Source organism: Micromonospora sp. AMSO12t (assembly GCF_008806585.1).
Classification (GTDB): Bacteria; Actinomycetota; Actinomycetes; order Mycobacteriales; family Micromonosporaceae; genus Micromonospora; species Micromonospora reichwaldensis.
In genome coordinates this window covers 1-23,923 of the sequence record NZ_WAAS01000089.1, presented here as the reverse complement: position 1 = coordinate 23,923, position 23,923 = coordinate 1, and the positions used below count along the sequence as shown (strand labels likewise).

The following is a 23,923-nucleotide window of genomic DNA, read 5'->3' as shown; positions in this document are numbered from 1 at the left end:
CGACGGCGGGCCGTCGCCCTCGACCGCCACCTCCCCGGCCATGGCCAGCACGGTGGCCTCGGTGGGGCCGTACAGGTTGACGGTGGTGAACGTGTGCTCGGGGCGGGGGCGGGCCAGCAGCTGCTGGCCCCCCGCGCCGAGGATGCGCAGTGCCCCGTCGGGCGGCGCCGGCCGGGTCAGCACGGCCTCGGCGAGCGGGGTGGGCAGCGTCGCCGAGGTGATCGCGTGCGCGGCGAGCCAGTCCACCAGCCGGTCGGGGTCGATTCGGGTCTGGTCGTCGGGCATCCAGAGGCTGGCGCCGGCCACCAGCGGCGCCCAGATGTCCCACACGGAGGCGTCGAAGCCGGGGGAGAACAGGTGCAGGCAGCGGTCGTCGGGACCGAGGCGCTCCGCGCCGGCCCGCCACCGGGCCAGCCCGCGCAGCGAGCCGTGCTCGACCATGACCCCCTTCGGTAGGCCGGTGGACCCGGAGGTGTAGATCACGTACGCGAGGTCACCCGGGCCGACCGGCACGGCCGGCGGGCGGTCGGGGTACGCGGCGAGCGTGGCCCGGTCGTCGTCGAGCAGGACGACCGGGGTGCCCGGAACCACCAGGTCGGGCCGGACCAGCGACCGTACGGTGACGAGCACCCGCGCCCGGGAGTCGGTGAGCATGTGCCGGACCCGCTGCGGCGGGTAGCCGGCGTCGACGGGCAGGTACGCGGCGCCGGCGGTGAGCGCCGCCAGCACGCTGACGATCCCGTCGACGCCGCGGGGCAGCAGGACGGCGACGAGGTCGCCTCGGCGTACCCCGGTTGCCCGCAGGTGCCGGGCCAGCCGGTTGCTGCGTGCGCGCAACTCCCCGTAGGTGACGAGGGCGTCGTCCGTGCCCAGCGCCAACGCGTCGGCGGGATGCCGGACGATCGCCTCATGGACGAGGTCCGCGTGGTGTGGCTCGCCCCCGGCGGGCTGGCCGGACGGCCGGGCGGGGACGGGGGGCGCTGACCAACCGCTTTCCTTGATCATGATGCGCCGGATGCTGCCAGCGCGGCACGCCCGTCGTCAATGCAAACGGGCCGGGCTAGGGGCTGTCCGGGCCGTTGTCGGGGCTGGCCGGCCGCCCGCCGGAGTGGCCCGGCCGGGGCGGCCGCCGGGCGACGGGCCGCCCGGCCCGACGGCTCACCTCGACAGGCGGTCGACGGCCTCGGCGGTGGTGACCACCTCGCCGAGTTGGCCCAGCGTCTCCAGGCTGGCCCGGTGTGCCTCGTCGGTCGCGGCGGTGCACGCGTCGGAGACCACCACCGGCCGGTAGCCGAGGTTGACCGCCTCGAACACGGTGCCGGTGACGGAGAGATTGGTGGCGACACCGGTGAACAGGACGGTGTCCACGCCCCGGCGCCGCAGCACGGTGTCGAGTTCGCTGCCGAAGAAGCCGGTGAGCCGGACGTGGGTGATGACGACGTCGCCGGCCTCCGGCGCGAGTTCGTCGACGATCCGGGCCCTGGGCGCGCCCTCGAGGTAGGCCTGCCGCTCCCGGAGCATGGCGAAGCTGGGCGTGTTGGGGATGAGGTCCGGGTATCCGGGCCGGTACGCGACCCGCGTGTAGACGACGAGGCCGCCACTGGCGCGCACCGCCGTGGCGACCTGCGCCGCGTACGAGGCGACGCGGTGCCGGGAGACCTGCTCGGCGAAGAACGGACCGAACACCCCGTCGGGACTGACGACCTCGTGCTGCCAGTGGACGCCGACGACGGCGGTCCGCATCGGGTCGAGTTCTCGCATCGTCCCTCCCGTCACGGGGCGGAGAGCTGCTGCGGCGCCGGCTGGTGGCCGCGTCCGCCCGCGCCGGCCGGCCCTCTGCCGTACGCGTCGAGGCGCCCCCACCGCCCGGGAATGTCGAGCAGCGCCACGAAGTCGAGACTAGCGGGCAGAGCGGGCCTGATCACGAGGTCTTCGCCGACCGGTTGCAGCCCGAGCATCGTGCGCAACAGCAGCAGGGTGGCCCCGGCGGACCACGCCTGCGGGCTGCACGCGGTGGGATAGTTGACCGGATACTTGGTCTCGGCCCGGGGGTAGCCAGCGAACGCCTCGGGCAGCCGGCCGTCGTAGAAGACCGCCGCGTCCAGGATCCCGGCGGCGATCCGGGCCGCCTCGTCGGCGTAGCCGTAGCGGCGCAGGCCCCAGGCGATGAACGAGTTGTCGAACGGCCAGATCGTCCCGACGTGGTACCCGATCGGGTTGTAGCGGCTCGCGCTCTCGGCCAGCGTGCGCACCCCCCAGCCGCTGAACAGCGCGGGCGACATCAGGTGTCGCGCCAGGGCGGCGGCCTTCGGCTCGTCGACGATGCCGCTCCACAGCAGGTGGCCGATGTTGGACGACAGCGCGTCCACCTGGCGGCCGTCACCGTCGAGCGCGAGGGCCATGTACTCGCCGTCGGCGACCCAGAAGTCGCGGTTGAAGCGCTGCCTGAGCTCGGCGGCGTCCCGTTCCAGCCGGTCCGCGTACGCCGGGTCGTTCCAGATCGTCCGGGCTAGCCGGGCGGTGCGCATCTTCGCGTCGTACGCGTACCCCTGCAACTCGCAGGTCGCCCTGGGGAAGCCGGGCAGCCGCCCGTCCTGGTACGAGATGCCGTCCCAGGAGTCCTTCCAGCACTGGTTCTCCAGTCCGTTGCGGGTGTTGCGCCGCTCGTAGGAGATGTAGCCGCTGCCCGTCAGGTCGGCGTAGTGGTCGATCCAGTCGATCGCCGCCCGCGCCTCCTGTTCGACCGAGCGGACGAGCGCGGCGTCGCCGGTCCAGCGCTCGTACTCGTCGAGCAGCACCAGGAACAGGGGAGTGGCGTCGGCGCTGCCGAAGTAGGGCGTGTGCGGCGTCTCCTCGAAGACGCTCATCTCCCCGTACCGCATCTCGTGCAGGATCCGGCCGGGCTCCTCCTCCCGGAAGTCGTCGACCCGGCTGCCCTGCCGGAGCGCGAGCACCCTGAGCGTGGTGGCGGCGAGATCGGGCGCGAACGGCAGCGCCTGGAGGCTGGTGAGGATGCTGTCCCGGCCGAACAGGCTCATGAACCAGGGCAGGCCGGCGGCCGGCACGCTCCGGTCCTCGGCGAGGAACGGGCTGAACCGCAGCGCGGCCAGGTCGATCAGGCTGCGCCGGTACGCGCCGCGCAGGGGCTCGAAGCCGGATTCCAGCCGGGGCGCCTCCGCCAGCCAGTCCTTGAGCCGGCGCTCCTTGTCCCGGCTGCGCGCCCGTCCCGGAATCGTGAGCCGTTCCAGCCCTCGCGGCATCGGGAGGTCCGGCTCCGCGGTCAGCCTGGTCCGCCACCTGCCGTGCGGTTCGAGGTGGACCGCGAACGTCAGCCCGTCCTCGTCCAGTTCGGCCGGCGTCGTCGCGGAGACGATCGTCTCCCGCCGGAACCGTTCCCGCTCGTAGCCGAGGACGAGGCGCCCGTCGTCGACGTGTCGGTAGTGCCGACCCTTCTTCCGCGCCGTCGCGTCCTTGACCTCGAAGACGTCCGCGAAGTCGGCGTCCACCTCGACCCGGACGGTCAGGTCGACCGGCTGGCCGGCATGGTTGGTGATGCTCAGCTCCTCGTGCAGGCCGGCGTCGAGCGTGTGTGCCCGCCGCACGGAGAGCGTGCTGTTGACGTAGACGTCCTGGTGGCCGGGGACCAGGTAGAACCGGTTCTCGAAGTAGTGGATGTCGTCGATGGCGAGGGTGCTCAACCGCTCCCCGTCGATCGTGAGCACCCACTTCGACAGCAGGCGCGTGTCGTGGGCGAAGAGGCCGAGCGGAGTGTCGGGCGACGGGAGGATGTCGCCGGCCCGGTCGCAGACCAGGAAGGTGGTGCCGTCCAGGATGCCCACCTGGTCGTCACTCATGGCCGCCTCCCCGACGGCGCGTGCCCCGGGACGTGGGCGGCGGCGGAAAGAGCTTCCGGACGGTCGCGAAGAGCCGAGGGCTGCCCGCCACGGCCGCCTCGCCGCGCAGCACAGTGGTCAGGAAGTACGCCTCCCCGCTGGCGATCCGGTCGAACACCGCCCGGTCCGCCTCGACGACCGCGTCCCCGCCGGTCGCCTCCTCCGAGACCCTGACGTCGCCCTTGTCGATGGAGACCAGCCAGTGCGCGGTCCGGCCGTCGCGGCTGATGTCGAAGCGCACGCTGCCCTCGTCGATCGCCCTGAGCCGGCGGTCGTGCCCACGGCGCGCGAGGCCGTGGAAGAAATCCTCGGTGGCATCCGCCATCGCGACCCTCCTCACCGGCCACCATTCCCCGGAAACGCCGCCACCGCCTCACCCGGAGAAGGTGAACTTCGCGCGGCCCCACCGCAGGTCGCGCCCACCGCCGGCCGGCCCCGAGCCGTCCCGCGCGTGGCGGGCCGGGCGGCCCGGCCGACACCCGCCCCGCCGCCGGGCATCGGCACTAGCCTGGGATCCGATGGATCCCATCCAGGCGACGCTGCTCGTCGCCGCCGGTGTCGCCACGGGCGCCTTCAACGCGGTCGCGGGCGGCGGTTCCCTGATCGCCTTCTCGGCGCTGATCGCTGCCGGCATCCCACCGCTCACCGCCAAGCTGACCAGCACCGTCGCCGTCTTCCCCGGCAACGTGGCGAGCGTCGCCGGAGGATACCGGGACCTGCCGCCCCGCGGCGACGTGCGACGCGTCCTGCCCGCGGCGGTCGTCGGCGGCGTCGCCGGGTCGGTGCTGCTGCTGGTGACGCCCACCCGCGTCTTCGACATGATCGTGCCGTTCCTGGTGCTCGCCGCGTCGGCCGTCCTCGGTCTGCGGGGCTGGCTGGACGGCCTGGTCCGGCGCTCCGCGCCGCGGGACCGGCGGGCACACCCGGCGGCCCTGCAACTCTCCGTCGCCCTGGGCGGCCTCTACGGCGGTTACGTCGGCGCCGGGTTCGGCATCGTCCTGGTCGCCGGCCTGGCGCTCCTCCAGCACGAGCCGCTCACCAGGACGATCGCCCTGAAGAACCTGCTGTCGGCCGTCATCTCGTTCACGGCGGTGGTGCTCTACGTCCTCTTCGGCACCGTCAACTGGGCGGGGGTGGCAGTCGTCGCTCCGGCGACCGTCGTCGGCGGCTACGTCGGCGCCCGACTGCTCCGCAGACTCCCCGAGGGCCCGCTCAGGGCGGTGGTCGTCGCGTTCGGGGTGCTCTTCGGGCTGTTCCTGCTGAGGCGCAACGTCCTGTAGACCGCGCTGCCGCCGGGGAGTCCCGGCCCCGACGACGGGACGGGCCCCTGCCGTCCGCTCGGATGGCAGGGGCCCGTCCCGCACCGGTCAGGTCAGCGGGACCTGGCGGGCGAGCGCGGCGCCGCCGGCCTCGAAGGCCGCCAGGACCGAGGTGGGCGTGCCACCGGTCGCCGGGACCACGACGGTCACCGGGCGGCCGGAGGGCACCTGCACCGAACGCTCACCGAGCGACCGGTCGCCGTCCCAGGTGTGCAGGTACACCGTGCCGGCGCGGTCGGCCCGGACGGTCACCTGCACGCCGCCGGCCACCTGCCGCTGGCCGGTCAGCCGCAGCGCCCGCTCGGGCAGCCGGGTGACGGCGGCCGGAGCCACGCCGTCCACCGCCGACTGCGCGATGGTCTGCGGGCTGTGCACGCTACGGGCCGCCGTGTCCGGGAAGACCGGGGCACTGGGCTGCCGCTGGGCCGGGGTGAGACCGGGCAGGGTGACCAGGCCGTAGCGGTACGGGTCGGCCCGGACGCCGGTGAAGGTGGACCAGCCCAGCCGGGACTGGGAGCTGAGGTCCTGGGTGTCCGAGTCGTACACCAGCACGTTGAAGCCCATCCGCGCCGGGTCGATGGCGTCGGGCAGCACCGCGAACGGGATGCGCGCCTCGATGGTGTAGCCGGTGTACGGCGCGGTGACCTTGCTGACGACGGTCATCCCCGGGGCGGTCGTGGCGCCCGGTCCCTGCCGGTTGTCGGCGTCGCGCTGCCAGCACGGCGGGTCGCCGTTGGCGGGGTCGTCGGTGACCGGGAAGATGCCCGCCTTGAACACGGTGGAGGTGTCCGTCGAGTTCCCCTTCGGGTCGACGATGATCTCCACGCTGTCGGTGCGCCGCTGCCGCTTGCAGTCCTGCGGCACCACCTTCTTGCCGAGCACGTCGTCGGTGACCTGTACGAACACGACGAGCGCGTCCTCGGTGAAGGCGATCCGGCCGGTGGCCGAGGCGTCCTGTGGCGTGGTGGCCTGTCCCTCCCAGATGCGGGACAGGTCCAGCTCCTCGCCGGGGTACTCGCCGGGGGAGGCCACCCCGTCGACGGCGTGGTCGTGCCCGGCGTGCGGCACCTCGCTGGTCGGCACGATCTCCAGGGCGCCGGTCTCCACGGTGCTGCCGGCGGCGCTGGTGGTGGTGATGGTGATCCCGTAGTCGCCGCCGTCGCCGCCCTCGTTGGCGGTCGGCAGGCTGGCGTCGCTGTTGGTGACGGTGAAGGTGACCGCCCCGGTCGCGCCCGGCGCCAGGGCCGCGTAGCTCTTGGTCGGCGCGTCGGCGGTGAAGCCGGCCGGCAGGCCGAGGGCGACGGTGCCGCTCTGGGCGGTTTCGCCGTGGTTGCGCAGGTCGACCCGGACCGTCCGGCTCTTGCCGGAGCCGATGGTCAGCACCGGCTTGATCAGGGTGTCCAGCTGCGGGTAGCCGCTGTCGCCGGCCCAGGTGCGGAACAGCCCCACCTCGGGCAGCGGCTCCAGGGTGCCGCGCACGTCGGCGACCACCCGGACCGCGCGGTCCGTACGGCCGGTGCCCTGCCCGGTGCTCAGGGACGCGCCGACGAGGTGCTGCTCGTTGGTGTCGGCGCCGGCGGGGACGGTCACGGTGAAGGTGACAGTCCGTTCCTTGCCGGCCGGTACGGCGCCGCGCACCGCGCCGGAACCGCTGGCGGTCCAGCCCTGCGGCAGCCGCAGCGAGACCCGGGGCGAGGTGAGGGCCCGGTTGCCGGGCGCCCGCACGTGCGCGGTGACCTCGACGCTCTGCCCGGGGGCGAGGTCGAACCGGTCGGCGGTCAGGTAGAGCTCGGTGCCCTTGGGCAGCCCGCCGGCGGCCGGGGGCAGGACCGAGCCGCGCAGGATCGCCTCGGGCGAGGTGTCCGCCGGGTCGTACGGGACACGGCTGTCGACCAGGGTGTAGAAGTCGCAGCGGATCTTGGCAGGATCGGTGGGGGCGGCGGCGGTGTTGGCCCAGCCCTGGGTCACGTAGTCCCGGCGGGCGTCGACCTCGACCTCGGCCCAGGTCTTGCCGCCGGCGCTGCGGGCGCCCTCCCAGACGCCGAACACCTGGTCGGTCGGGACGGCCGGCACGAAGCCGGTGGCGCACTGCGGCCCGGTCGTCGAGCTGCCGCTGCCGCCCGTACGCAGGAACTTTGCCGCCCGGAACGGCTTGAGCCCCTCCTTGGTGACCTGCTCCGGGAACGCCTTCGGGTCGGCGGCGGCGTGGAACGCCTCGGCGGCGAAGCGGGCGGCCTGCTGGTGGTTGCCGTGGTTGCCGGGCGTGGGCGACGGGTTCATCGTCATGACGATCTCGGGCCGGGTCTGCCGGATCACCCGGACGATCTGGGCGAGGGTGTCGTCGTGCCCCCAGATCTGCTCGGACAGGGGCGCGGACGCGGTGTACCAGAAGTCGACGCGGTCGAGGTTGTAGAGGTTCTCCACCCCGGCGCGGCCGATCGCGGTGCGTTCCTCGCGCTCGCGGATGATGCCCAGCGGCGGGCCCTCCTCCAGGCCGACGGCGTTGCCGCCGCCCTCACCGCGGGTGATGGTGACGACGCCGGCCTTGGCGCCGTGCTTCTCCCTCCACTGGCCGAGGGTGGCGAGGCTGCCGGCCTCGTCGTCGGGGTGCGCGCTGACGAAGAGGACGTCCAGGTCGACGGCGTCGGTCGGCCGGGCGTCGGGGGGTGCGGCGAGGGCCACGGCCGGTGTCCCGGACAGGGCCAGGGCGAGCGCCGTGGGTAGCAGGAACGCCTTGAGACGCATGCGGATCCTTTCGCGTGACGCGAGGTCCGGGCAGCGGCCGGCGACGTCGGACGCGGGGCGTCGACGTGGGGGTCGCGGTCGGACGGTGAGAGGGCGGGCAGGGGCGCCGGGGCACGAGGGAGCGCCGGCGTCACCTCAGGTACGCAGCGGCACGGGGGTCCGTACACACTGGAAGGCCTTCGCCCGGTGACGCTAGGGACCGGCGCGGCGGCCCGTCAATGCTTTGCAAGGTCTTTCTTTATTTGCGAAAGAAACTAACCCCCCGCCATCCGAGGTGTTGCGGGCGGTGAGTGCGCCCGTCCGGCGGCCTCCCCGAGGCCCAAGGAAGGGCGTTTCTGCTGCTCAAGAAGGAGGCCGCAAGGTAACGAGACGGTTTCGTTACTTGACTCGATAGTTCGTTCGCCGTAGGAAGGAAGTGTGACTGACGTGGTGACGCCACCAACGAGCCCGGTGAGCCGGGAGCGGTCGAAGGAGATCAAGCGGTTGTCCGTGATCTCCACCGCCCGCCAGGTGCGGGTGCTCTCCCGCGCCGAGCTGACCGAGCTCACCGGGCTGAGCCCCGCCACGCTCACCCCGCTCGTGCGCGAGCTGATCGCCGAGGGGTACCTCATCGAGCGCGGCCCGGGGACCTCCCGCACCGGCCGGCCACGGGCGATGCTGGAGTTCAACCCGCGGGCCGAGCTGGTCGCCGCCGTCTCCCTGGAGCCGTCCCGGATCAGCTGCGAGATCGCCGACAGCGACGGCGCCGTCATCGCCCACCGGGCGGTCCGGCTCGCCGGCGACATCGTCGACACCATCTGTCGCTCGGTGCCCGAACTCGCCGGCGACGGACTGCCGGCGCTGCGCGGGGTGGCCATCGCCGCGCCCGGCATCTCCACCGGCGGCGCCGTGCGCCTCGCCCCCTCGGTCGGCCTCGTCGAGGGCCGGCCGGTGGGGGAGTCGGTGCAGCGGCGGCTCGGGGTGCCGGTGGTGGTGGACAACGACGTGAACCTGATGGCGGCCGGCGAGCACGCCGTCGGCGCGGGCAGCGACGTCGCCGACCTGCTGCTGCTGCACGTGGCCGACGGCATCGGCGCCGGCCTGGTGCTTGACGGGCAGGTCCGCCGGGGCGCCGGCGGGGCCGCCGGCGAGGTCGGCTTCCTGCCACTGGACCCGACCGACCGGGGTCACGACGGGATCGGTCCGTTCGAGGCCCGCTGGTCGGAGAACGCCATCGCCGAGCGGATGGTGGCCCTGGCCCCCGGGCGGCGGCCGGACTCGCCGGTGGCCGACCTGGTGGCGCTGGCGGCCATCGACGACCGGGCCGCCGCCTACCTGGACGACGTGCTCGCGGCCTGGTCGCGGCTCATCGTCTCCTGCGTCTGCGTCGTCGACCCCGGGCGGGTGCTGCTCAGCGGGGCCGCCGCCCACCTCGACGACGCCGCCGTCGACCGGCTCCAAACGCTGGTCACCGCCGCCGCGCCGAGCAGCACCGAGGTGCGCCGGGCCGTGCTCGGCGACCGGGCGGTGCTGCACGGGGCGGTCAGCTACGCCCTCTCCGCGGCTGCCGCCGGCATGCCGACACTGCTGCCGACTCCTTGACCACACACCACGCACACCGCAGTTCCCCCCACACCCCTCGGAGGTACCCCATGAGACGTCGACTTCTCCTCGCCGGTGCGCTCGCCACCGTGCTCGCCGCCGGCACCGCCTGCGGCGGCGGCGGTGGTGACGACACGGCCGGCGGCGCGAGCGCCGAGAAGCTGACCATCTACACGGCCCGCGACAAGAAGGTCTCCACCTACGTGGTGGACCAGTTCACCGCCAAGTACCCCGAGTACAAGGGCAAGGTCGAGATCCTCAACCTGGGCGCCCAGGAGATCCTGGAGCGGGTCCGGGCGGAGAAGGCCAACCCGCAGGCCGACGTCTGGTGGGGCGGCACCCAGCAGGGGCTCTCCGCCGGCGCCGGCGAGGACCTGCTGACCTCCTGGCAGCCGGCGTTCGCCGCGAAGATGGACCCGAAGTACAAGGACGCCGAGGGCCGCTGGTTCGGGGAGATCCTGCTCCCCGAGGTCATCATGTACAACAACAAGGCGCTCACCCCGGAGCAGGCCCCGAAGGACTGGGACGACCTGCTGAAGCCGGAGTGGAAGGACAAGATCATCATCCGGGACGTAGCCGCGTCCGGCACGATGCGGTCGATCTACGCCGCCATGATCATGCGGCAGTCCCCGGACGGCAGCAACCCGCAGCCCGGCTACGACTGGCTCAAGAAGCTCGACGCCAACACCGGCGCGTACGCGGCCAACCCGACCGACCTCTACCTGAAGCTCTCCCGCCAGCAGGGCGTGCTCAGCGCCTGGAACCTCCAGGACGTCCTGCTCCAGGCCAACCAGTCGAACATGCCGTTCGGCTACGTGATGCCCGCCTCCGGCGCCCCGGTGCTGGTCGACGGCATCGCCGCGGTCAAGGGCGGCAACACCACCGGCGCCCAGAAGTTCATGGAGTTCCTCTTCGACGACAAGCTCCGCGCCGACCTGGCCAAGGACTACTACCAGATCCCGGCCGTGGACATCGCCGAGAAGCCGGAGTGGCTGGCCCAGCTCGGCCTCAAGCCGCTGGACGTCAACTGGGACGTGATCGGCAAGAACGAGACCGAGTGGATCAACCACTGGAACGGCCAGATCAAGAACAAGGGCTGACCGCCCGGGCGTCCCGGGGGCGGGCCCGTCCCGCCCCCGCGCCCCCCATCCTGACGACCGTCCAGGTCCGGTACCGCACGAAGGAGAGGACCTCATGATCGATGTCACGCTCGAGTCGGTGAGCAAGCGCTTCGCGCGCGGCGGCGACACCGCGGCCGTGGACGACGTCGACATCACCATCGCCGCCGGGGAGTTCTTCACGCTGCTCGGCCCGAGCGGCTGCGGCAAGACCACCACCCTGCGCATGGTGGCCGGGTTCTACTTCCCCACCTCCGGCCGGATCCGGTTCGGCACCGAGGACGTCACCCGCCGGCCGCCGAACAAGCGCGACACCGGCATGGTGTTCCAGAACTACGCCCTCTTCCCGCACATGAGCGTGGCGCAGAACGTCGCGTACGGCCTGAAGATCCGCAAGGTCGGGCGGGTCGAGGCGCGGCGGCGGGTCGAGGAGGCGCTCGGCCAGGTGCACCTCGCCGGCTACGGCGACCGGCGCATCGACGAACTCTCCGGCGGCCAGCAGCAGCGCGTCGCCCTGGCCCGGGCGCTGGTGATCCGGCCCCGCACCCTGCTGCTCGACGAGCCGCTGTCGAACCTCGACGCCAAGCTGCGCGAGGAGACCCGGGTCGAGATCCGCCGCATCCAGCGCGAGGCCGGCACCACCTCCATCTACGTCACCCACGACCAGGCCGAGGCGATGGCCATGTCGGACCGGATCGCGGTCATGCAGTCCGGCCGGGTACAGCAGATCGGCGCCCCGCAGGAGATCTACCACCGCCCGGCGACCAGCTTCGTGGCCCGCTTCATCGGCCGCAGCAACGTGCTCACCCTGCCGGTGGTCGCCGCCGACGCGCAGAGCGTCACCGTGGGGCTGCCTGCCGGCGGCGAGATCACCGCGCCCGCCCCGACCGACCACGGCCTGCGCCAGGGCGACACCGCGTCGGTGTCCGTCCGGCCCGAGCACATCGGGCTGACCTCGGCCACCGAGGCGGGCGCGCTGCCCGGCCGCGTCACGGAGGTGGAGTTCACCGGCATGGCGACCAACCTCGTGGTCGACGTGGCCGGCGAGCCCGTGCAGGTCGCCGCGATCGACGTGCCGGCCGGGATCGCCGCCGGCGACCAGGTCGGGCTGCGGCTGAACCGGGAGCGGATGTGGGTGGTGCGCCCGTGAGCACCCTCCCCGCCACCCCCAGCCCGGCGACCGTCGCGCCGATCACCGGCGAGCCGACGCCGCCGCGCGGCCCGCGCCGCCGGCTCGCCGAGCGGTTCGCCGGGGGCACCGGCTCGCGCTGGTTCCCGTACGTCCTGGTCTTCCCGCTCGCCCTGATCCTCTTCGGGTACGTGGTGCAGCCGATGTTCGCCACCTTCGCCGAGAGCGTCGGCGTGGACGGCGTGGAGAACTACGGCAGCTTCGTCACCGGCGGCGGGGTCGCCCGGTCCTCCCTGGTCACCTCGCTGATCATCTCCGCGGCCAGCGTGCTGCTCTGCGGCGTCGTCGGCGTGGCGATGGCCTTCCTGCTCAAGCGCTTCTCGTTCCCCGGCCGCAAGCTGATCGAGGCGATCATCCTGGTGCCGGCGGCGCTGCCGCCGCTGATCGGGGCGATCTCGTTCCAGCTGCTCTACAGCGAGACCGGGATCCTGCCGCGCGGCCTCCAGCAGCTCTTCGGCGCCGAGAACCCGGTGCTGCCGTTCAGCGGCATCGCGGGCGTGCTGGTCGTGCACACGTTCACCATGTACCCGTACTTCTACCTGTCCGCCTCGGCCGCGCTGTCGGGCATGGACCCGTCGGTGGAGGAGGCGGCGTACAACCTGGGCGCCGGCCGGGTCCGCGTGTGGCGCACGGTGCTGCTGCCGATGCTCACCCCGGCGCTGGTCTCCGCCTCGCTGCTGGTCTTCATGACCTCGCTGGCGTCGTACACCGCCCCGCTGCTGTTCGGGGTGGACCAGACGATGACCATGCAGATCTACATCAACCGCACCAACGGCGACCTGCCGATGGCCTCCACGTACGCCTCGGTGCTCGGCGTGGTCTCGGTGCTGTTCCTGCTCGGCATGCGCTGGTACGAGGGGCGGCGCAGCTACCGCTCCCAGTCCAAGGGCGTCGCCGCGCACCGCCGCGAGATCACCAACCCGCTGGGCAAGTGGCTCGCCCTGGCCGCCTCGGTCCTGGCCACCGCGGTCCTGCTCGCGCCGGTGGCGACCATCGCCCTGGTCGCGTTCTCCGAGGACGGCTCCTGGACCACCGAGGTCATCCCGGCGGCGTACACCACACAGAACTTCGTCACGATCTTCTCCGACCCGGCGGCGTTCCAGCCGATCCTCAACTCGTTGCAGATGAGCCTCATCGCCACCGTCGCCTGCGTCGTCGTCGGCGTGCTCATCGCGTACGCGGTGCGCCGGCTGGACTTCCGCGGCCGGGGACTGCTGGACGTGGCGGTCATGCTGGCCTGGGCGCTGCCCGGCACGGTGGTGGCGATCAACCTGATCTCGGCGTTCAGCACGGGCAACGCGTTCAGCTTCGGACAGGTGCTGATCGGCACCTTCTGGATCATGCCGCTGGCGTACTTCGTGCGGTTCCTGCCGCTGGTGTTCCGGTCCAGCTCGGCCGCCCTGGCGCAGCTCGACCCGTCGCTGGAGGAGGCCGCACGCAACCTGGGCGCGTCCTGGTGGCGGGCGTTCGGCACGGTCACCCTGCGGCTGATGCTGCCCGGCGTGGTGGCCGGCGCGCTGCTCGCCTTCGTGCACGGCGTCGGCGAGTTCGTCGCCTCGGTGCTCATCTACACCTCCGACACCGCGCCGATCTCCGTCGAGATCAACAACCGGATGTACTCGTTCGAGGTCGGCACCGCCGCCGCGTACGGCATGCTCCAGGTGGTCCTGATCTTCGTGGTGATGGTGGTCTCCGGTCGCCTGGAGGGCGGCCGGCGCTCCAGTCGGGAGGCGGCCAAGTGGACGGCGTGAGCGCGGCCTGGCCGACGGGCGGCGGGCTGGTCCCCGCCGCCCGGATCCCCGGCGGGGAACTCGCGGCGGTCGCCGAAGCGGCGGACTTCGCGGTGCTCCCGGTCGGCGCGGTCGAGTGGCACGGCCCGCACCTGCCGCTCGGCACCGACCTGATCCTCGCCGAGGGCTTCGCCGCCGAGAGCGCGATCTCCGGCGGCGACGGCGCGGCGGCGCCCGGCGACGGCGGCGCGACTCCGGCCGGCGATCGGGCCACGGCGGCGGGCCCGCGCGGGGTGCTCTTTCCCGCCGTGCCGTACGCCGCCTGCCCCGGCCAGACCCGGCCGTGGCCCGGCACGGTGTCGATCCGGCCCGAGATCGCGGTCGGCTACCTCGCCGACGTGATCGAGGGGATCGTGGCCGCCGGCTTCCCCCGCCTGCTGATTGTCAACGGACACGACGCGAACATGTCGACCGTCCGCGCCGCCATGGAGTGGGTCTCCGGGCGGCGCACGGCGAGCCTGCTGCTGGTCAACTGGTTCCAGCTGGTCACCCCGGCCGAGACCGCCGAGCTGTACGGGCCGCTGCCGGCGCGCGGGCACGGCGGGGCGTACGAGACCTCCGGGGTGCTCGGCTTCGACCCCGACGCGGTCCGCCTCGACGCGGTCGCCGACCTGCCGCCGAAGCCGAAGCTGCCGGTGACCCACCCGTACGTGCTGGTGGAGTCCCGGCCCGACCCGTGGCAGGGCTGGTCCGGGCACATCTCGCTGGCCGGCGAGGAGGCCGGTCGGCGGGTCCGGCAACTCGCCGGGACGCGGCTGCGCGAGGTCGTCGCCGCCTGGGTGGCCGCCCCGCCGCCCGCCCCGCCCACCGACGCGCCGCTGCCCACCGAAGTGGCACCGGCCGCGGACGCGCCACCGACCGCGCCGGCCGGCGGACCCGAGCTTGAGGAGGCGCCGTGACCGTCGACCGTGGACTGGACGTCGTCGACTTCCACCTGCACTTCCGCATCGGGGCCGACGAGACGATCCGGGCCTGCGAGCACGCCGCCGACATGCACCCCGGCGGCGAGCACGAGCGGGCGGTCCGCGCCGCCGCTTCCGCCCCGTACGCGCGGCAGTGGCGGCAGGCGTGGGGCTTTTCCGACCCGGAGCCGCCCGCCGAGCGCTGGCAGGACGAGGCGGACCGGTGGGCCGAGGAGCTGCGCGCGGTGAACGTGCGCCGGGCGGTCTTCGTCACCGGCGGCGGCAACGACACCGTCGCCGACGTGGTGGACCGCCACCCCGACCTGCTGCTCGGCTTCGCCCACCACGACCCGTACGGGGCGGACGCCGCCGCCGAGCTGGAACGCGCCGTCACCGAGCGCGGCCTGCGCGGGCTGAAGCTCTTCGCCCCGCTGCTGCGCGGCCCGCTCGACGACGAGTCCCTCGACCCGCTCTGGGGCGCCGCCCAGCGCCTCGGCGTGCCCGTGCTGATCCACATCGGACACTACGGCAGCGCCGGCGGCCTGTCCCACGGCCGGTACGGGGGCCCGGACGAGCTGGCCCGGATGGCCCGCCGCTTCCCCGAGCTGGCCGTGGTGGTGCCGCACTTCGGCGTCCAGCACGTGCAGGACCTGCTCTTCGCCGCGTGGGGCTGCCCGAACATCCACGTCGACACCTCGGGGTCGAACCAGTGGGTGCGCTGGATGCCGTACAAGCTGACGCTGGACGAGCTGTTCCGGCGTTGCTACGAGACCATCGGCCCGCACCGGATCGTGTTCGGCAGCGACTCGTCGTGGTTCCCGCGCGGGTACGTCACCCGCTACCTCGACGACCAGCTGCGGATCTGCCGCGAGCTGGGGCTGCCCGACGACCACCTACGCGCGATCTTCGCCGGGAACGCCGAGCGCCTGCTCGGCCTGGACGACTGACCGGCTGACGCCCGGGAGCGGCGCGCGACGCCGAGCCCGGCACGGAAGGAAGTAGAGACCGTCATGAGCACACCCGCGCTGACCACCTATCAGCGGCACCACCTCCGGCCGACCTACGACCACCACGTCGGGTACCTCTTCCCGGCGATGGTGCGGGCCAGCCAGGCCCACGTGGTGATGCTGGTCGAGCAGGGGCTGGTGCCCGCCGAGCGGGGCGCCCGGCTGCTGCGCGGGCTGGCCGAGCTGCGCGCCGACACCTCCGGCGCGCCGGAGTTCGACGGCACCTTCGAGGACACCTACTACCTGATGGAGAAGCGGCTGGCGCAGGCGTGCGGCATCCCCACCTCCGAGCTCGACGTGCAGATGGCCCGCAGCCGCAACGACCTCGACGCCGGGGTGTTCCGGATGCTGCTGCGCGAGCAGCTCCTCGGCGTGCTCGACCGGGTGCTCGCCGCCGGCGCGACCGCACTGGACTCCGCGCACCGGTACGCCGACGTGGTGATCACCGGCTACACCCACCGCCGGCCGGCGCAGCCCACCACCATCGGGCACGCCCTCGCCGGCTACGCCGAGGCCCTCGCCGGGGAGGCCGTCGCCTACGCCGAGCTGATCGACCAGCTCAACGTCTCGCCGCTGGGCTCCTGCGCGTTCGCGGGCACCGACCTGGACATCGCCCCCGCCCGGGTGGCCGAGCTGCTCGGCTTCGACGGCCTGGTCACCAACTCGTACGAGGCGGTGGCCGGCGCCGACCACCTCGTGCGGGTCGGCACCCTCAACGCCCAGGCCCTCGCGACCGGCGCCCGGCTGGCCCGCACCCTCATGGACTGGCTGAGCTGGCGCTGGGTGAGCACGCCCGGCGACTTCACCCAGGGCAGCAGCATCATGCCGCAGAAGCGCAACCCGGTGGTGCTGGAGCACCTCGTCTCGATGGCCGGCGCCACCGCCGCCGACGCCGCCAGCGTGCTCAACAACGTCGGCGCCGCCTGGTGGGAGGACTCCAACAACGCCACCACCGACGTGCAAGTGCGGCTCTGGGAGAGCAACGACCGCACCGACCGGTTCTTCGCCCTGCTCGGCGGCTTCCTCGCCGAGATCGAGCCGCTGGAGCCGCCGTCGGCCGAGGAGATCGTCGCCTCCGGCGCCACCACCACCGCCGCGGCCGACGCGCTGACCCGGCACGGGGTGCCGTTCCGGGCCGCCCACTCGGTCGTCGGCCGACTGGTCCGGGGCGGGGCCCCGGCCACCTGGACCGCGCAGACCGTCCGGGCGGCGGCGGAGGGGATCGCCGACGGGCTCGACGACGACGCTGTCGCCGACCTGATCGCCGCCGCCGTACGTCCGGAACTGGTGCTCGACCGCGCCCAGGTGGACGGCCCCGGCGCGGACGCGGTGCGGGCCCAGGTGGCGGTGCTGCGCGGCACGTTCGACGCCGTCGCCGGCCGGCTGGCCGCCGTCCGCGACCGCCTCGCCGCCGCCGACGAGGCGCTGGACGCGGTCGCCGCGCAGGGGGCGGCCGGATGAGCGCGCGGGACGCGGCGGCCGGGGGCGTGGAGGTGGTCCGGTGAGCGTGCGACTCGCCGGCCGGGCCGCCCAGTCCGCGTCGCCGGCCGGTGACGCGGGCGTGCTGCTCGGCATCGACTTCGGCGGCACCAAGATGGCGGTCGGGGTGGCCGACGGCGAGGGCCGGCTGCTGGCCCGCGAGCGGGTGCCGACGTACGCCGAGCGGGGTGCCCCGCAGGCCCTGGACCGCGCCCTGGCGCTGGCCGCGAAGCTGGTGGGGGAGGTCGGCGCGCCGGTCGCGGCGGCCGGGATCGCCTCGCCCGGCGTGGTCCGCTCCGACGGCATCGACCTGGCGCCGAACGTGCCCGGCTGGGACGGGCTGCGCCTGGCCGACGCGGTCCGGGACCGCCTGGCAGTGCCGGCGGTGGCGGTCGACAACGACCTGAACGCCGCCGCCCTGGCCGAGCTGCGGCTCGGCGCGCTCCGCGACGCCGACCCCGGCCTGGTGGTGGGCCTGGGCACCGGCGTGGCGGCGGCGGTCACGGTCCGCGGGTCGGTGCTGGCCGGCCACCACGGGGCGGCCGGCGAGATCGGGTACGCCGTGGCCGGTGGCCCGTGGCCGGGCACGATGCTGGAGCTGGGCTTCTCCGGCCGGGCGCTGGACCGGCTCGCCGAGTCGCTCGGCGTGCCGGGCGGAGCGCGGGGGCTGGCCGCCGCCGCCGAGCGGCCCGGCCCGTCCCGGGACGCGCTGACCGCCCGCGCCGACGAGCTGGCCCGGCACCTGGTCACCTGCTGCCTGCTGCTCGACCCGCAGCGGGTGGTGCTGGTCGGCGGGGTGGCCGGCAACGCGTTGATCCGCGGCCTGCTGGGGGAGCGGATGGCGGCGGTCCTTCCGTACCCGCCGGAGGTGGTGCTGTCGCGGTTCGCCGACGACGCCGCGTTGCTCGGCGCGGTCATCCTCGCCCGCGAGGCGGTGCCGACCCCCCGCTGACCGGCCCGGCCGGTGCCGCCGTCGGGCCCGGCGGCCCTTGCAAGGACTTGCAGAGCGCGGAGCCGACGATCCACCATGGATCGTCGGCTCCGTGGCTTTTGGGGGCTATGGACGAGACCTGTCGGGGCCCGTCGGCAATGTTGCCATGAAATTTCGAGAAGTTTGCTGCAAGGTATTGCAGGGCCTGCTGTCGATCGAGCATTGTCTTTGCTACCCGGACGGCCGTCCTCTCGTCAGTGCCTCTTCGTCCCCGGAAGTAGGTCCTTCTGTCATGGCACGATCGACACCGCCCCTACGCGCCCGCATCTCCCGCCTGCTCCTCGCCGCCGTCGTCGTCGCGTCCGGCGCCACCCCGCTCGTGGCGACCGCCGCCGCGCCCGCCCGCGCCGCCGTCGCCCTCAACGACAGCGAGGTGACGGCCAACCTGTGGGAGTGGAACTGGAACTCGGTCGCCGCGGCCTGCACCGACCACCTCGGCCCCGCGGGCTACGGCGCCGTTCAGGTCGCGCCGCCCCAGGAGTCGGTGAGCCTGCCCAACAGCGCCGACGGGGCGCACCCCTGGTACGAGGTGTACCAGCCCGTGTCCTACAAGCTGGACAGCCGGTTCGGCAACCGCCAGCAGTTCGCCGCCATGGTCACGGCGTGCCACGCCGCCGGCGTGCGCGTCTACGTCGACGCGGTCGTCAACCACATGGCCGGCGTCAACAACGCGGCCGGCACCGTCGGCTACGCCGGCACCACCTTCACCGGCTACGACTACCCGGCGGTGCCGTACGGCCACGGCGACTTCCACCACCCCGGCGACAACTGCCCGACCTCCGGCGGCATCACCGACTGGAACAACGAGTCCCAGGTGACCAGCTGCGAGCTGCTCTCGCTGTCCGACCTGTACACCGAGAAGGAGCAGGTCCGCAACAAGATCGCCGCGTACCTCAACGACCTCATCGGACTGGGCGTGGACGGGTTCCGCGTCGACGCGGTCAAGCACGTCAAGAAGGCCGACTTCGCGGCCATCCTCGGCAAGCTGAACAACACCGTCGCGGAGAACAAGCGCCCGTACGTCGCCCAGGAGATCTTCGACGGCGCCTCCAACGACGCGCTCAAGGCGCGGGCGTTCATCGGCAACGGCGACGTGCTCGACTTCGGGTACGCCAAGGGCCTGCGCTCCAGCTTCCAGGGCTCCATCGCGAACCTCGCCAACGTTCCCAACTGGAACCTCGACGCGCCCAGCGCCAACGTCTTCGCCATGGTCACCAACCACGACCTCGAACGCGACGGGGTGGTGCTGTCCTACAAGAACGGCAGCGACTACACCCTGGCCAACTACTTCGCGTTGGCGTACCCGCACGGCAAGCCCTCGGTCTACGACAGCTTCACCTGGTCGAACCGCAACCAGTCGCCGCCGGCCACCGGCAGCGGCCACGTGACCGACACCGTCTGCGGCGGCGCCTGGACCTGCCTGACCCGGTCCACCGGGATCAAGGGCATGGTCGGCTGGGCCAACACCGCCCGCAACGTCAAGACCATCTCGGACTTCACGGTCGTCAACAGCAACGTCATCGGCTTCCACCGGGGCGACCGCGGGTGGATCGGCATCAACGACTCCGCCGCCGCCAGCACCGCCCAGTTCGTCACCGGCCTCGCCGACGGCGCGTACTGCGACGTCATCTCCGGCGCCGCCACCGCCGCCGGGTGCACCGGCGCCACGGTCACCGTGACCGGCGGCCGGGCCACCGTCACCATCCCCGCCAACGGCGCCATCGCCATCCACGCCAACGCCCGGGGCGGCCCCGCCGCGAAGGTGGCCACCACGTTCACCGCCACCGCCGCGCTGCCCGCCGACCGCACGCTGCACCTCGTGGGCGACACCCCCGCGCTCGGCAACGGCAACCCGGCCAGCTCCGTGCCGCTCACCCGCACCGCCACCGGCTCCTGGACCACTACCGTCGACCTGCCGGCGGCCACCGCCGTCTCCTACCGGTACCTGGTCAAGAGCGGAACCACGGTGGTCGAGCAGGAGGCCGCCAGCCGTACCTTCACCACCCCCGCCGGCGGTACGACGACCCGGACCGACGCCTACGTGCCGGGGCCCGTGGGGGACACCGTCGCCACGACCTTCACCGTCACCGCCACCGTGGCCGCCGGCCAGGAGGTCTACGTCGTCGGCGGCGTCCCGGCGCTGGGCAACTGGGCGCCGGCGAACGCGGTGCGGCTGCCCGCCGCCGGCGGGGTGTTCCGCGGCGTGGTCGACCTGCCCCGGTCCGCCACCGTCGAGTACAAGTTCGTCAAGAAGACCGCGGCCGGGGTCGTCACCTGGGAGTCCGGCGCGAACCGGAGCCTCACCACCCCGGCGGGCGGCACCCACACCGTCACCGAGACCTTCCGCGGCGACACCGCCGGACCGGTCGCCACCGCCTTCCACGCCACCGCCACCACCTCCTTCGGCCAGAACGTGTACGTCGTCGGCAACCTGCCCGCCCTCGGCGGCTGGAACCCCGCGAACGCCGTCGCGCTCTCCCCGGCCGACTACCCGATCTGGCGGGCCACCGTCAGCCTGCCGCCGAACACCGCCGTCGAGTACAAGTACCTGAAGAAGAACGCCGACGGCTCCGTCACCTGGGAGTCCGGCGGCAACCGGAGCTTCACCACCCCGGCGGGCGGCACCCACACCCGCACCGACACCTGGCGCTGACGCCACCGGTGGCCGGCCCCGACGGGGCCGGCCACCCGGCCGACCGGCCCGCGCGTCGCCGCTCGCGGGTCGGGCGTCGCCCCCGCGGTGGCTACCATGGCTGCCCATGGACGAGACCTGGCACGCGCTGTGCGCCACCCCGATCGACGAGGTGCGCCGGCGCGCGGCGATCGTCAGCAAGCTCACCTTCCACGCGCCGACCACTGTCGACGGGGCGGAACGGTTCGCCTGGGACGACGGCGGTGGGCAGTCGACCGTGTGGCACTTCGTCCCGGACGGGCGCGCGCTGCTGCTGACTTTCGGCCCCGAGGCGGATCTCAGCGTGGGCTGGGACGAGTACGCCGCGCAGGAGGCGCTCTACGGCGACGTCCCCGAGGACCTGGTCCGCCTGGTGCGCGACCGTCCGGCGAACAAGCGGTTCGGCGCCGTCGTCGACGTGCCGACCGGCCGCACGATCCACTGGGCCTGCGGCGTGTTCTGGTTCGACGGCGAGCAGTGGCGGGTCGCCGAAGGCCTGCTGGACCACTGCGACGAGACCGGCATCGACCCGATGATCGGATCCGAGTTCGCCTACTGCCTGGGCGTCTACCGCTTCGGCCGGGACTTCCTCACCCCGGAGGCCGTCGTCGCGGACACGGAGCACGGCTGGTACGTCGACGCCGACGAGGGCGACGAGCTGCCCGCCGTCCGCGAGATCTTCGCTCGGCACGCCGCAGGGCGCGCGGTCACCCGTCCAGACCCGGTCCGTGACCTATCGTGAGTGCCGAGTGCCGGATCCAACACCAACTCACCGGGGGTGGGACGTGGGCCTGATCCACATCGAACTGTTCGCGACCCTCGACCTCGTCGGGCAGGCGCCCGGTGGCCCCGACGAGGACCCGGTGGGGTTCCCGTTCGGCGGCTGGCAGGCGCCCCTGCTGGACGCGGTCTCCGGGGCGCAGGTCGGTGCCGCCTACGAGGGCACCGACGCCCTCCTGCTCGGCCGGCGGACGTACGACATCTTCGCCGCCTACTGGCCGCACCAGGAGGGCGGCGAGGACGACGAGATCGCCACGCTCTTCAACCGGGTCCCGAAGTACGTGGCCTCCCGCGGCAGGCCCGACCTCTCGTGGGCCGGGTCCACGCAGCTCGGCCCGGATCTGGCCGCCGCGGTACGCGAGATCCGCGACCGGCACGAACACGTGAAGGTCGTCGGGAGCCTGGACCTGGTGCAGACCCTCCTGCGCGAGAAGCTCTTCGACCGTCTCGACCTCTGGGTGCACCCGATCGTGCTCGGCGTCGGGAAGAAGGTGTTCGACGGTGGCGCGGTGCCCACGAACGTCACCCTGCTCGAACCGCCGGTGGCCGGCCCGAAGGGCACCGTCTACCTGCGCTACGGGCTCGCGGACGGCACGCCCGCGACGGGGGACATGAGCGCGCCCGATCGCGGTGCCGGACGCGACGACTGAAGCCGCCCGACAGGTGGCCCGGACGGGCCGCCGGATTGTCGGGCCCTCGTCTCATACTGGCCACCAGGCTGCCCCCGGTCGCACGAGACGACCCGACACCTAGGCGGAGAGATGGCCAAGCTGATCAACACCGACATCGTGTCCCTCGACGGCTACGTCAACGACGAGAACGGCAAGTTCGGCTGGAGCGAGCCGGTCGAGGAGGTGCACCGCTTCCTCAACGACCTGGACCGGGGCATCGGCACCCACCTGTACGGCCGCCGGCTCTACGACGTGATGTCCTATTGGGAGACCGCGCACGAGCAGCCCGGCCACCCCGACTACATCCTCGACTACAGCGAGATCTGGCGCTCCGCCGACAAGATCGTGTATTCGTCCACGCTGGAGGAGCCGCGCAGCGCCCGCACCCGCATCGAGCGCACGTTCGACCCGGAGGCGGTCCGCGCGCTCAAGGAGTCCGCCACGCGCGACCTGGCGATCGGCGGAGCCAACCTGGCCGCCCAGGCCCACCGGGCCGGCCTGGTCGACGAGATCTGCCTCATCATCTGCCCGGTGCTCGTCGGCGGTGGCACGCGCGCCCTCCCCGACCGCGTCCGCCGCAACCTGACCCTGCTCGACCAGCACACCTTCTCGCAGGGCACGATCTTCGCGCGTTACCGCGTGGACGGCTGACCGGCGTCACCGCCAGGACTGCCTGCTCCGGCCGTCGCACCGACCGACCTGGGACGCGCGACGCGGGTGCCCCAGGGCCTGCGGCGTCAGCACGACCACTACGACACACTGCCTAGGCTGCCGACGCCGCCCGCGGGTCGTTCGGCCGGATGCGCTGCGTCAACCCGGGCACCGAGAGGTCGGAGCGGCCCTGGCCGCCAGCCGGCCGTGTCGCGTGCGGCGACGGCTGCCCGGAGTCGGTGCGGGCCATGCGCAGGGCGCGCTGGGCGTTGTTCCAGGCCGGGCAGGGCCAGGCCTGGCCCGCGCAGAGCAGGTTGCGGCAACCACCGTCCCCGTCCGGCTCGTGGGCGTCGGCCACGTCGAGGGCGAGCTTCCACAGCAGCGGGTCGGTCACCTCGGCGGGACGGTCTGCCTGACGGTCGGACCGGGCGGTGGTGTCGGACACGAGTTGATCCCCCTTGAGCGCAGGTGCGATCTTCACCTTCTCCAGTTTGCCTGCCGGCGAAACCTCGGCACCCCTTCCAGGCTGCGCAACAGGGTGCCGGACGGGGCGCAGGCCGGGGCCGGGTGAGCCAGATCACGGAGCAGCCGTGCCGAGACGGGCCGGCGGCTAAGGCAGGTCCAACAGTTGCGGTGGCACCTGGCAGACCAGGCCGGTCGAGTTCATGCGGTCGGTGATCGCGACCCCGTCGACGACCGGAACGACGAAGCGGGGCTCGCGACCGGCGGACAGCGCTGCGGCATGGCGCTCCCGGCTGTCGACCAGGGTCTCCCAGTCCGACAGCCAGTCGGCGGTCGGATGGTCGTCGCGCAGCCTGGCTTTTCCCAGGCGTCGTACCTCTGCCACCATGGCGACCACCGCGTCGTTCTGCTGCCGGATCGCGCGTACCTCGGCCTCCGTCGCGGCTTGTGGTGGTGCGGCCCGTACCGCCACGGCGGCCCGCATGGTGGTGCAGGCGCGCTCCGCGACCTCGGCCACCTCGGGGCTGTCGATCAGCCCTGGACGGTCGTGGCCGCCGTACGTGTAGACGAACAGGCCCAGCAGGCACAGGCACGAGGCCACCACGGCGACAGCTGCGGCGATCATGGGGCCGGGTGACGCCCCGGGCTGACGTTCCGGACGGACGTGGGGATCG

20 protein-coding genes are annotated in these 23,923 nt (G+C 73.2%); 13 read left to right on the top strand and 7 right to left on the bottom strand.

All coding sequences use genetic code 11. From position 1 onward, the window contains the following. From F6X68_RS15690 to F6X68_RS15675, 4 genes are all read right to left on the bottom strand, one after another. On the bottom strand, positions 1–1,005 hold a 1,005-nt coding region (locus tag F6X68_RS15690), incomplete at its 3' end, for an AMP-binding protein (RefSeq protein WP_151454968.1). Between the two features lie 153 nt (positions 1,006–1,158). Continuing rightward, positions 1,159–1,761: a cysteine hydrolase gene (locus F6X68_RS15685; protein WP_151454967.1), complete on the bottom strand. Its 603-nt coding sequence runs from the start codon at positions 1,759–1,761 to the stop codon at positions 1,159–1,161. 11 nt (positions 1,762–1,772) lie between these two features. Then, positions 1,773–3,854: a glycogen debranching N-terminal domain-containing protein gene (locus F6X68_RS15680; protein WP_151454966.1), complete on the bottom strand. Its 2,082-nt coding sequence runs from the start codon at positions 3,852–3,854 to the stop codon at positions 1,773–1,775. Further along, the gene (locus tag F6X68_RS15675) at positions 3,847–4,218 is read right to left on the bottom strand and encodes an SCP2 sterol-binding domain-containing protein (protein WP_151454965.1); all 372 of its coding nucleotides are present in this window, start codon (positions 4,216–4,218) and stop codon (positions 3,847–3,849) included. The genes F6X68_RS15680 and F6X68_RS15675 overlap by 8 nt, the downstream gene beginning before the upstream one ends. Before the next feature lie 193 nt (positions 4,219–4,411). Here F6X68_RS15675 and F6X68_RS15670 point away from each other — a divergent pair, with 193 nt between their 5' ends. Further along, a complete protein-coding gene (locus F6X68_RS15670; protein ID WP_151454964.1) occupies positions 4,412–5,173 on the top strand; it encodes a sulfite exporter TauE/SafE family protein in 762 nt (253 codons plus the stop codon). An 87-nt stretch (positions 5,174–5,260) separates the two neighbouring features. On the opposite strand, the gene F6X68_RS15665 is transcribed toward F6X68_RS15670, so the two are convergent. Then, positions 5,261–7,957, bottom strand: a complete 2,697-nt coding sequence (locus tag F6X68_RS15665; RefSeq protein ID WP_151454963.1) for a sugar-binding protein — start codon at positions 7,955–7,957, stop codon at positions 5,261–5,263. 417 nt (positions 7,958–8,374) lie between these two features. Between F6X68_RS15665 and F6X68_RS15660 the strand changes: the two genes are divergently transcribed. The 12 genes from F6X68_RS15660 (at position 8,375) to F6X68_RS15605 (ending at position 22,787) form a co-directional block, all read left to right on the top strand. After that, a complete protein-coding gene (locus F6X68_RS15660) occupies positions 8,375–9,538 on the top strand; it encodes an ROK family protein (protein WP_151454962.1) in 1,164 nt (387 codons plus the stop codon). Between the two features lie 50 nt (positions 9,539–9,588). After that, positions 9,589–10,638 carry an extracellular solute-binding protein gene (locus F6X68_RS15655; protein WP_151454961.1) on the top strand — a complete coding sequence of 350 codons (1,050 nt, stop codon included), beginning with the start codon at positions 9,589–9,591 and terminating at the stop codon, positions 10,636–10,638. Between the two features lie 94 nt (positions 10,639–10,732). Further along, complete coding sequence (locus tag F6X68_RS15650; protein ID WP_151454960.1) at positions 10,733–11,806, top strand: ABC transporter ATP-binding protein; 1,074 nt, start codon at positions 10,733–10,735, stop codon at positions 11,804–11,806. Next, positions 11,803–13,596 (top strand): iron ABC transporter permease, encoded by a 1,794-nt coding sequence (locus F6X68_RS15645; RefSeq protein ID WP_225852235.1) that lies wholly within the window; start codon positions 11,803–11,805, stop codon positions 13,594–13,596. Before F6X68_RS15650 ends, F6X68_RS15645 begins: the two co-directional genes overlap by 4 nt. Continuing rightward, entirely contained in the window at positions 13,593–14,534 is a 942-nt protein-coding gene (locus F6X68_RS15640; RefSeq protein ID WP_225852234.1) for a creatininase family protein, read from the top strand. Before F6X68_RS15645 ends, F6X68_RS15640 begins: the two co-directional genes overlap by 4 nt. After that, the gene (locus F6X68_RS15635) at positions 14,531–15,484 is read left to right on the top strand and encodes an amidohydrolase family protein (protein WP_225852233.1); all 954 of its coding nucleotides are present in this window, start codon (positions 14,531–14,533) and stop codon (positions 15,482–15,484) included. Before F6X68_RS15640 ends, F6X68_RS15635 begins: the two co-directional genes overlap by 4 nt. 63 nt (positions 15,485–15,547) lie before the next feature. Continuing rightward, on the top strand, positions 15,548–17,005 hold the full coding sequence (locus F6X68_RS15630) for an argininosuccinate lyase (protein WP_151454958.1): 1,458 nt from the start codon (positions 15,548–15,550) through the stop codon (positions 17,003–17,005). Positions 17,006–17,045: 40 nt separating this feature from the next. Next, entirely contained in the window at positions 17,046–17,975 is a 930-nt protein-coding gene (locus tag F6X68_RS15625) for an ROK family protein (RefSeq protein WP_225852232.1), read from the top strand. Between the two features lie 271 nt (positions 17,976–18,246). Continuing rightward, on the top strand, positions 18,247–20,667 hold the full coding sequence (locus F6X68_RS15620; protein WP_151454957.1) for a carbohydrate-binding module family 20 domain-containing protein: 2,421 nt from the start codon (positions 18,247–18,249) through the stop codon (positions 20,665–20,667). 106 nt (positions 20,668–20,773) lie between these two features. Next, a complete protein-coding gene (locus tag F6X68_RS15615) occupies positions 20,774–21,427 on the top strand; it encodes a hypothetical protein (RefSeq protein ID WP_151454956.1) in 654 nt (217 codons plus the stop codon). Positions 21,428–21,470: 43 nt separating this feature from the next. Continuing rightward, the gene (locus F6X68_RS15610; RefSeq protein ID WP_151454955.1) at positions 21,471–22,115 is read left to right on the top strand and encodes a dihydrofolate reductase family protein; all 645 of its coding nucleotides are present in this window, start codon (positions 21,471–21,473) and stop codon (positions 22,113–22,115) included. A gap of 111 nt (positions 22,116–22,226) precedes the next feature. Continuing rightward, on the top strand, positions 22,227–22,787 hold the full coding sequence (locus F6X68_RS15605; protein ID WP_151454954.1) for a dihydrofolate reductase family protein: 561 nt from the start codon (positions 22,227–22,229) through the stop codon (positions 22,785–22,787). Positions 22,788–22,899: 112 nt separating this feature from the next. Here F6X68_RS15605 and F6X68_RS15600 read toward each other — a convergent pair whose 3' ends face one another. Together F6X68_RS15600 and F6X68_RS15595 are read right to left on the bottom strand one after the other, a co-directional pair. Next, on the bottom strand, positions 22,900–23,268 hold the full coding sequence (locus tag F6X68_RS15600) for a hypothetical protein (RefSeq protein ID WP_370518954.1): 369 nt from the start codon (positions 23,266–23,268) through the stop codon (positions 22,900–22,902). A 129-nt stretch (positions 23,269–23,397) separates the two neighbouring features. Beyond that, positions 23,398–23,923 (bottom strand): hypothetical protein (locus tag F6X68_RS15595; protein WP_225852231.1); only part of this gene is annotated, 526 nt, incomplete at its 5' end.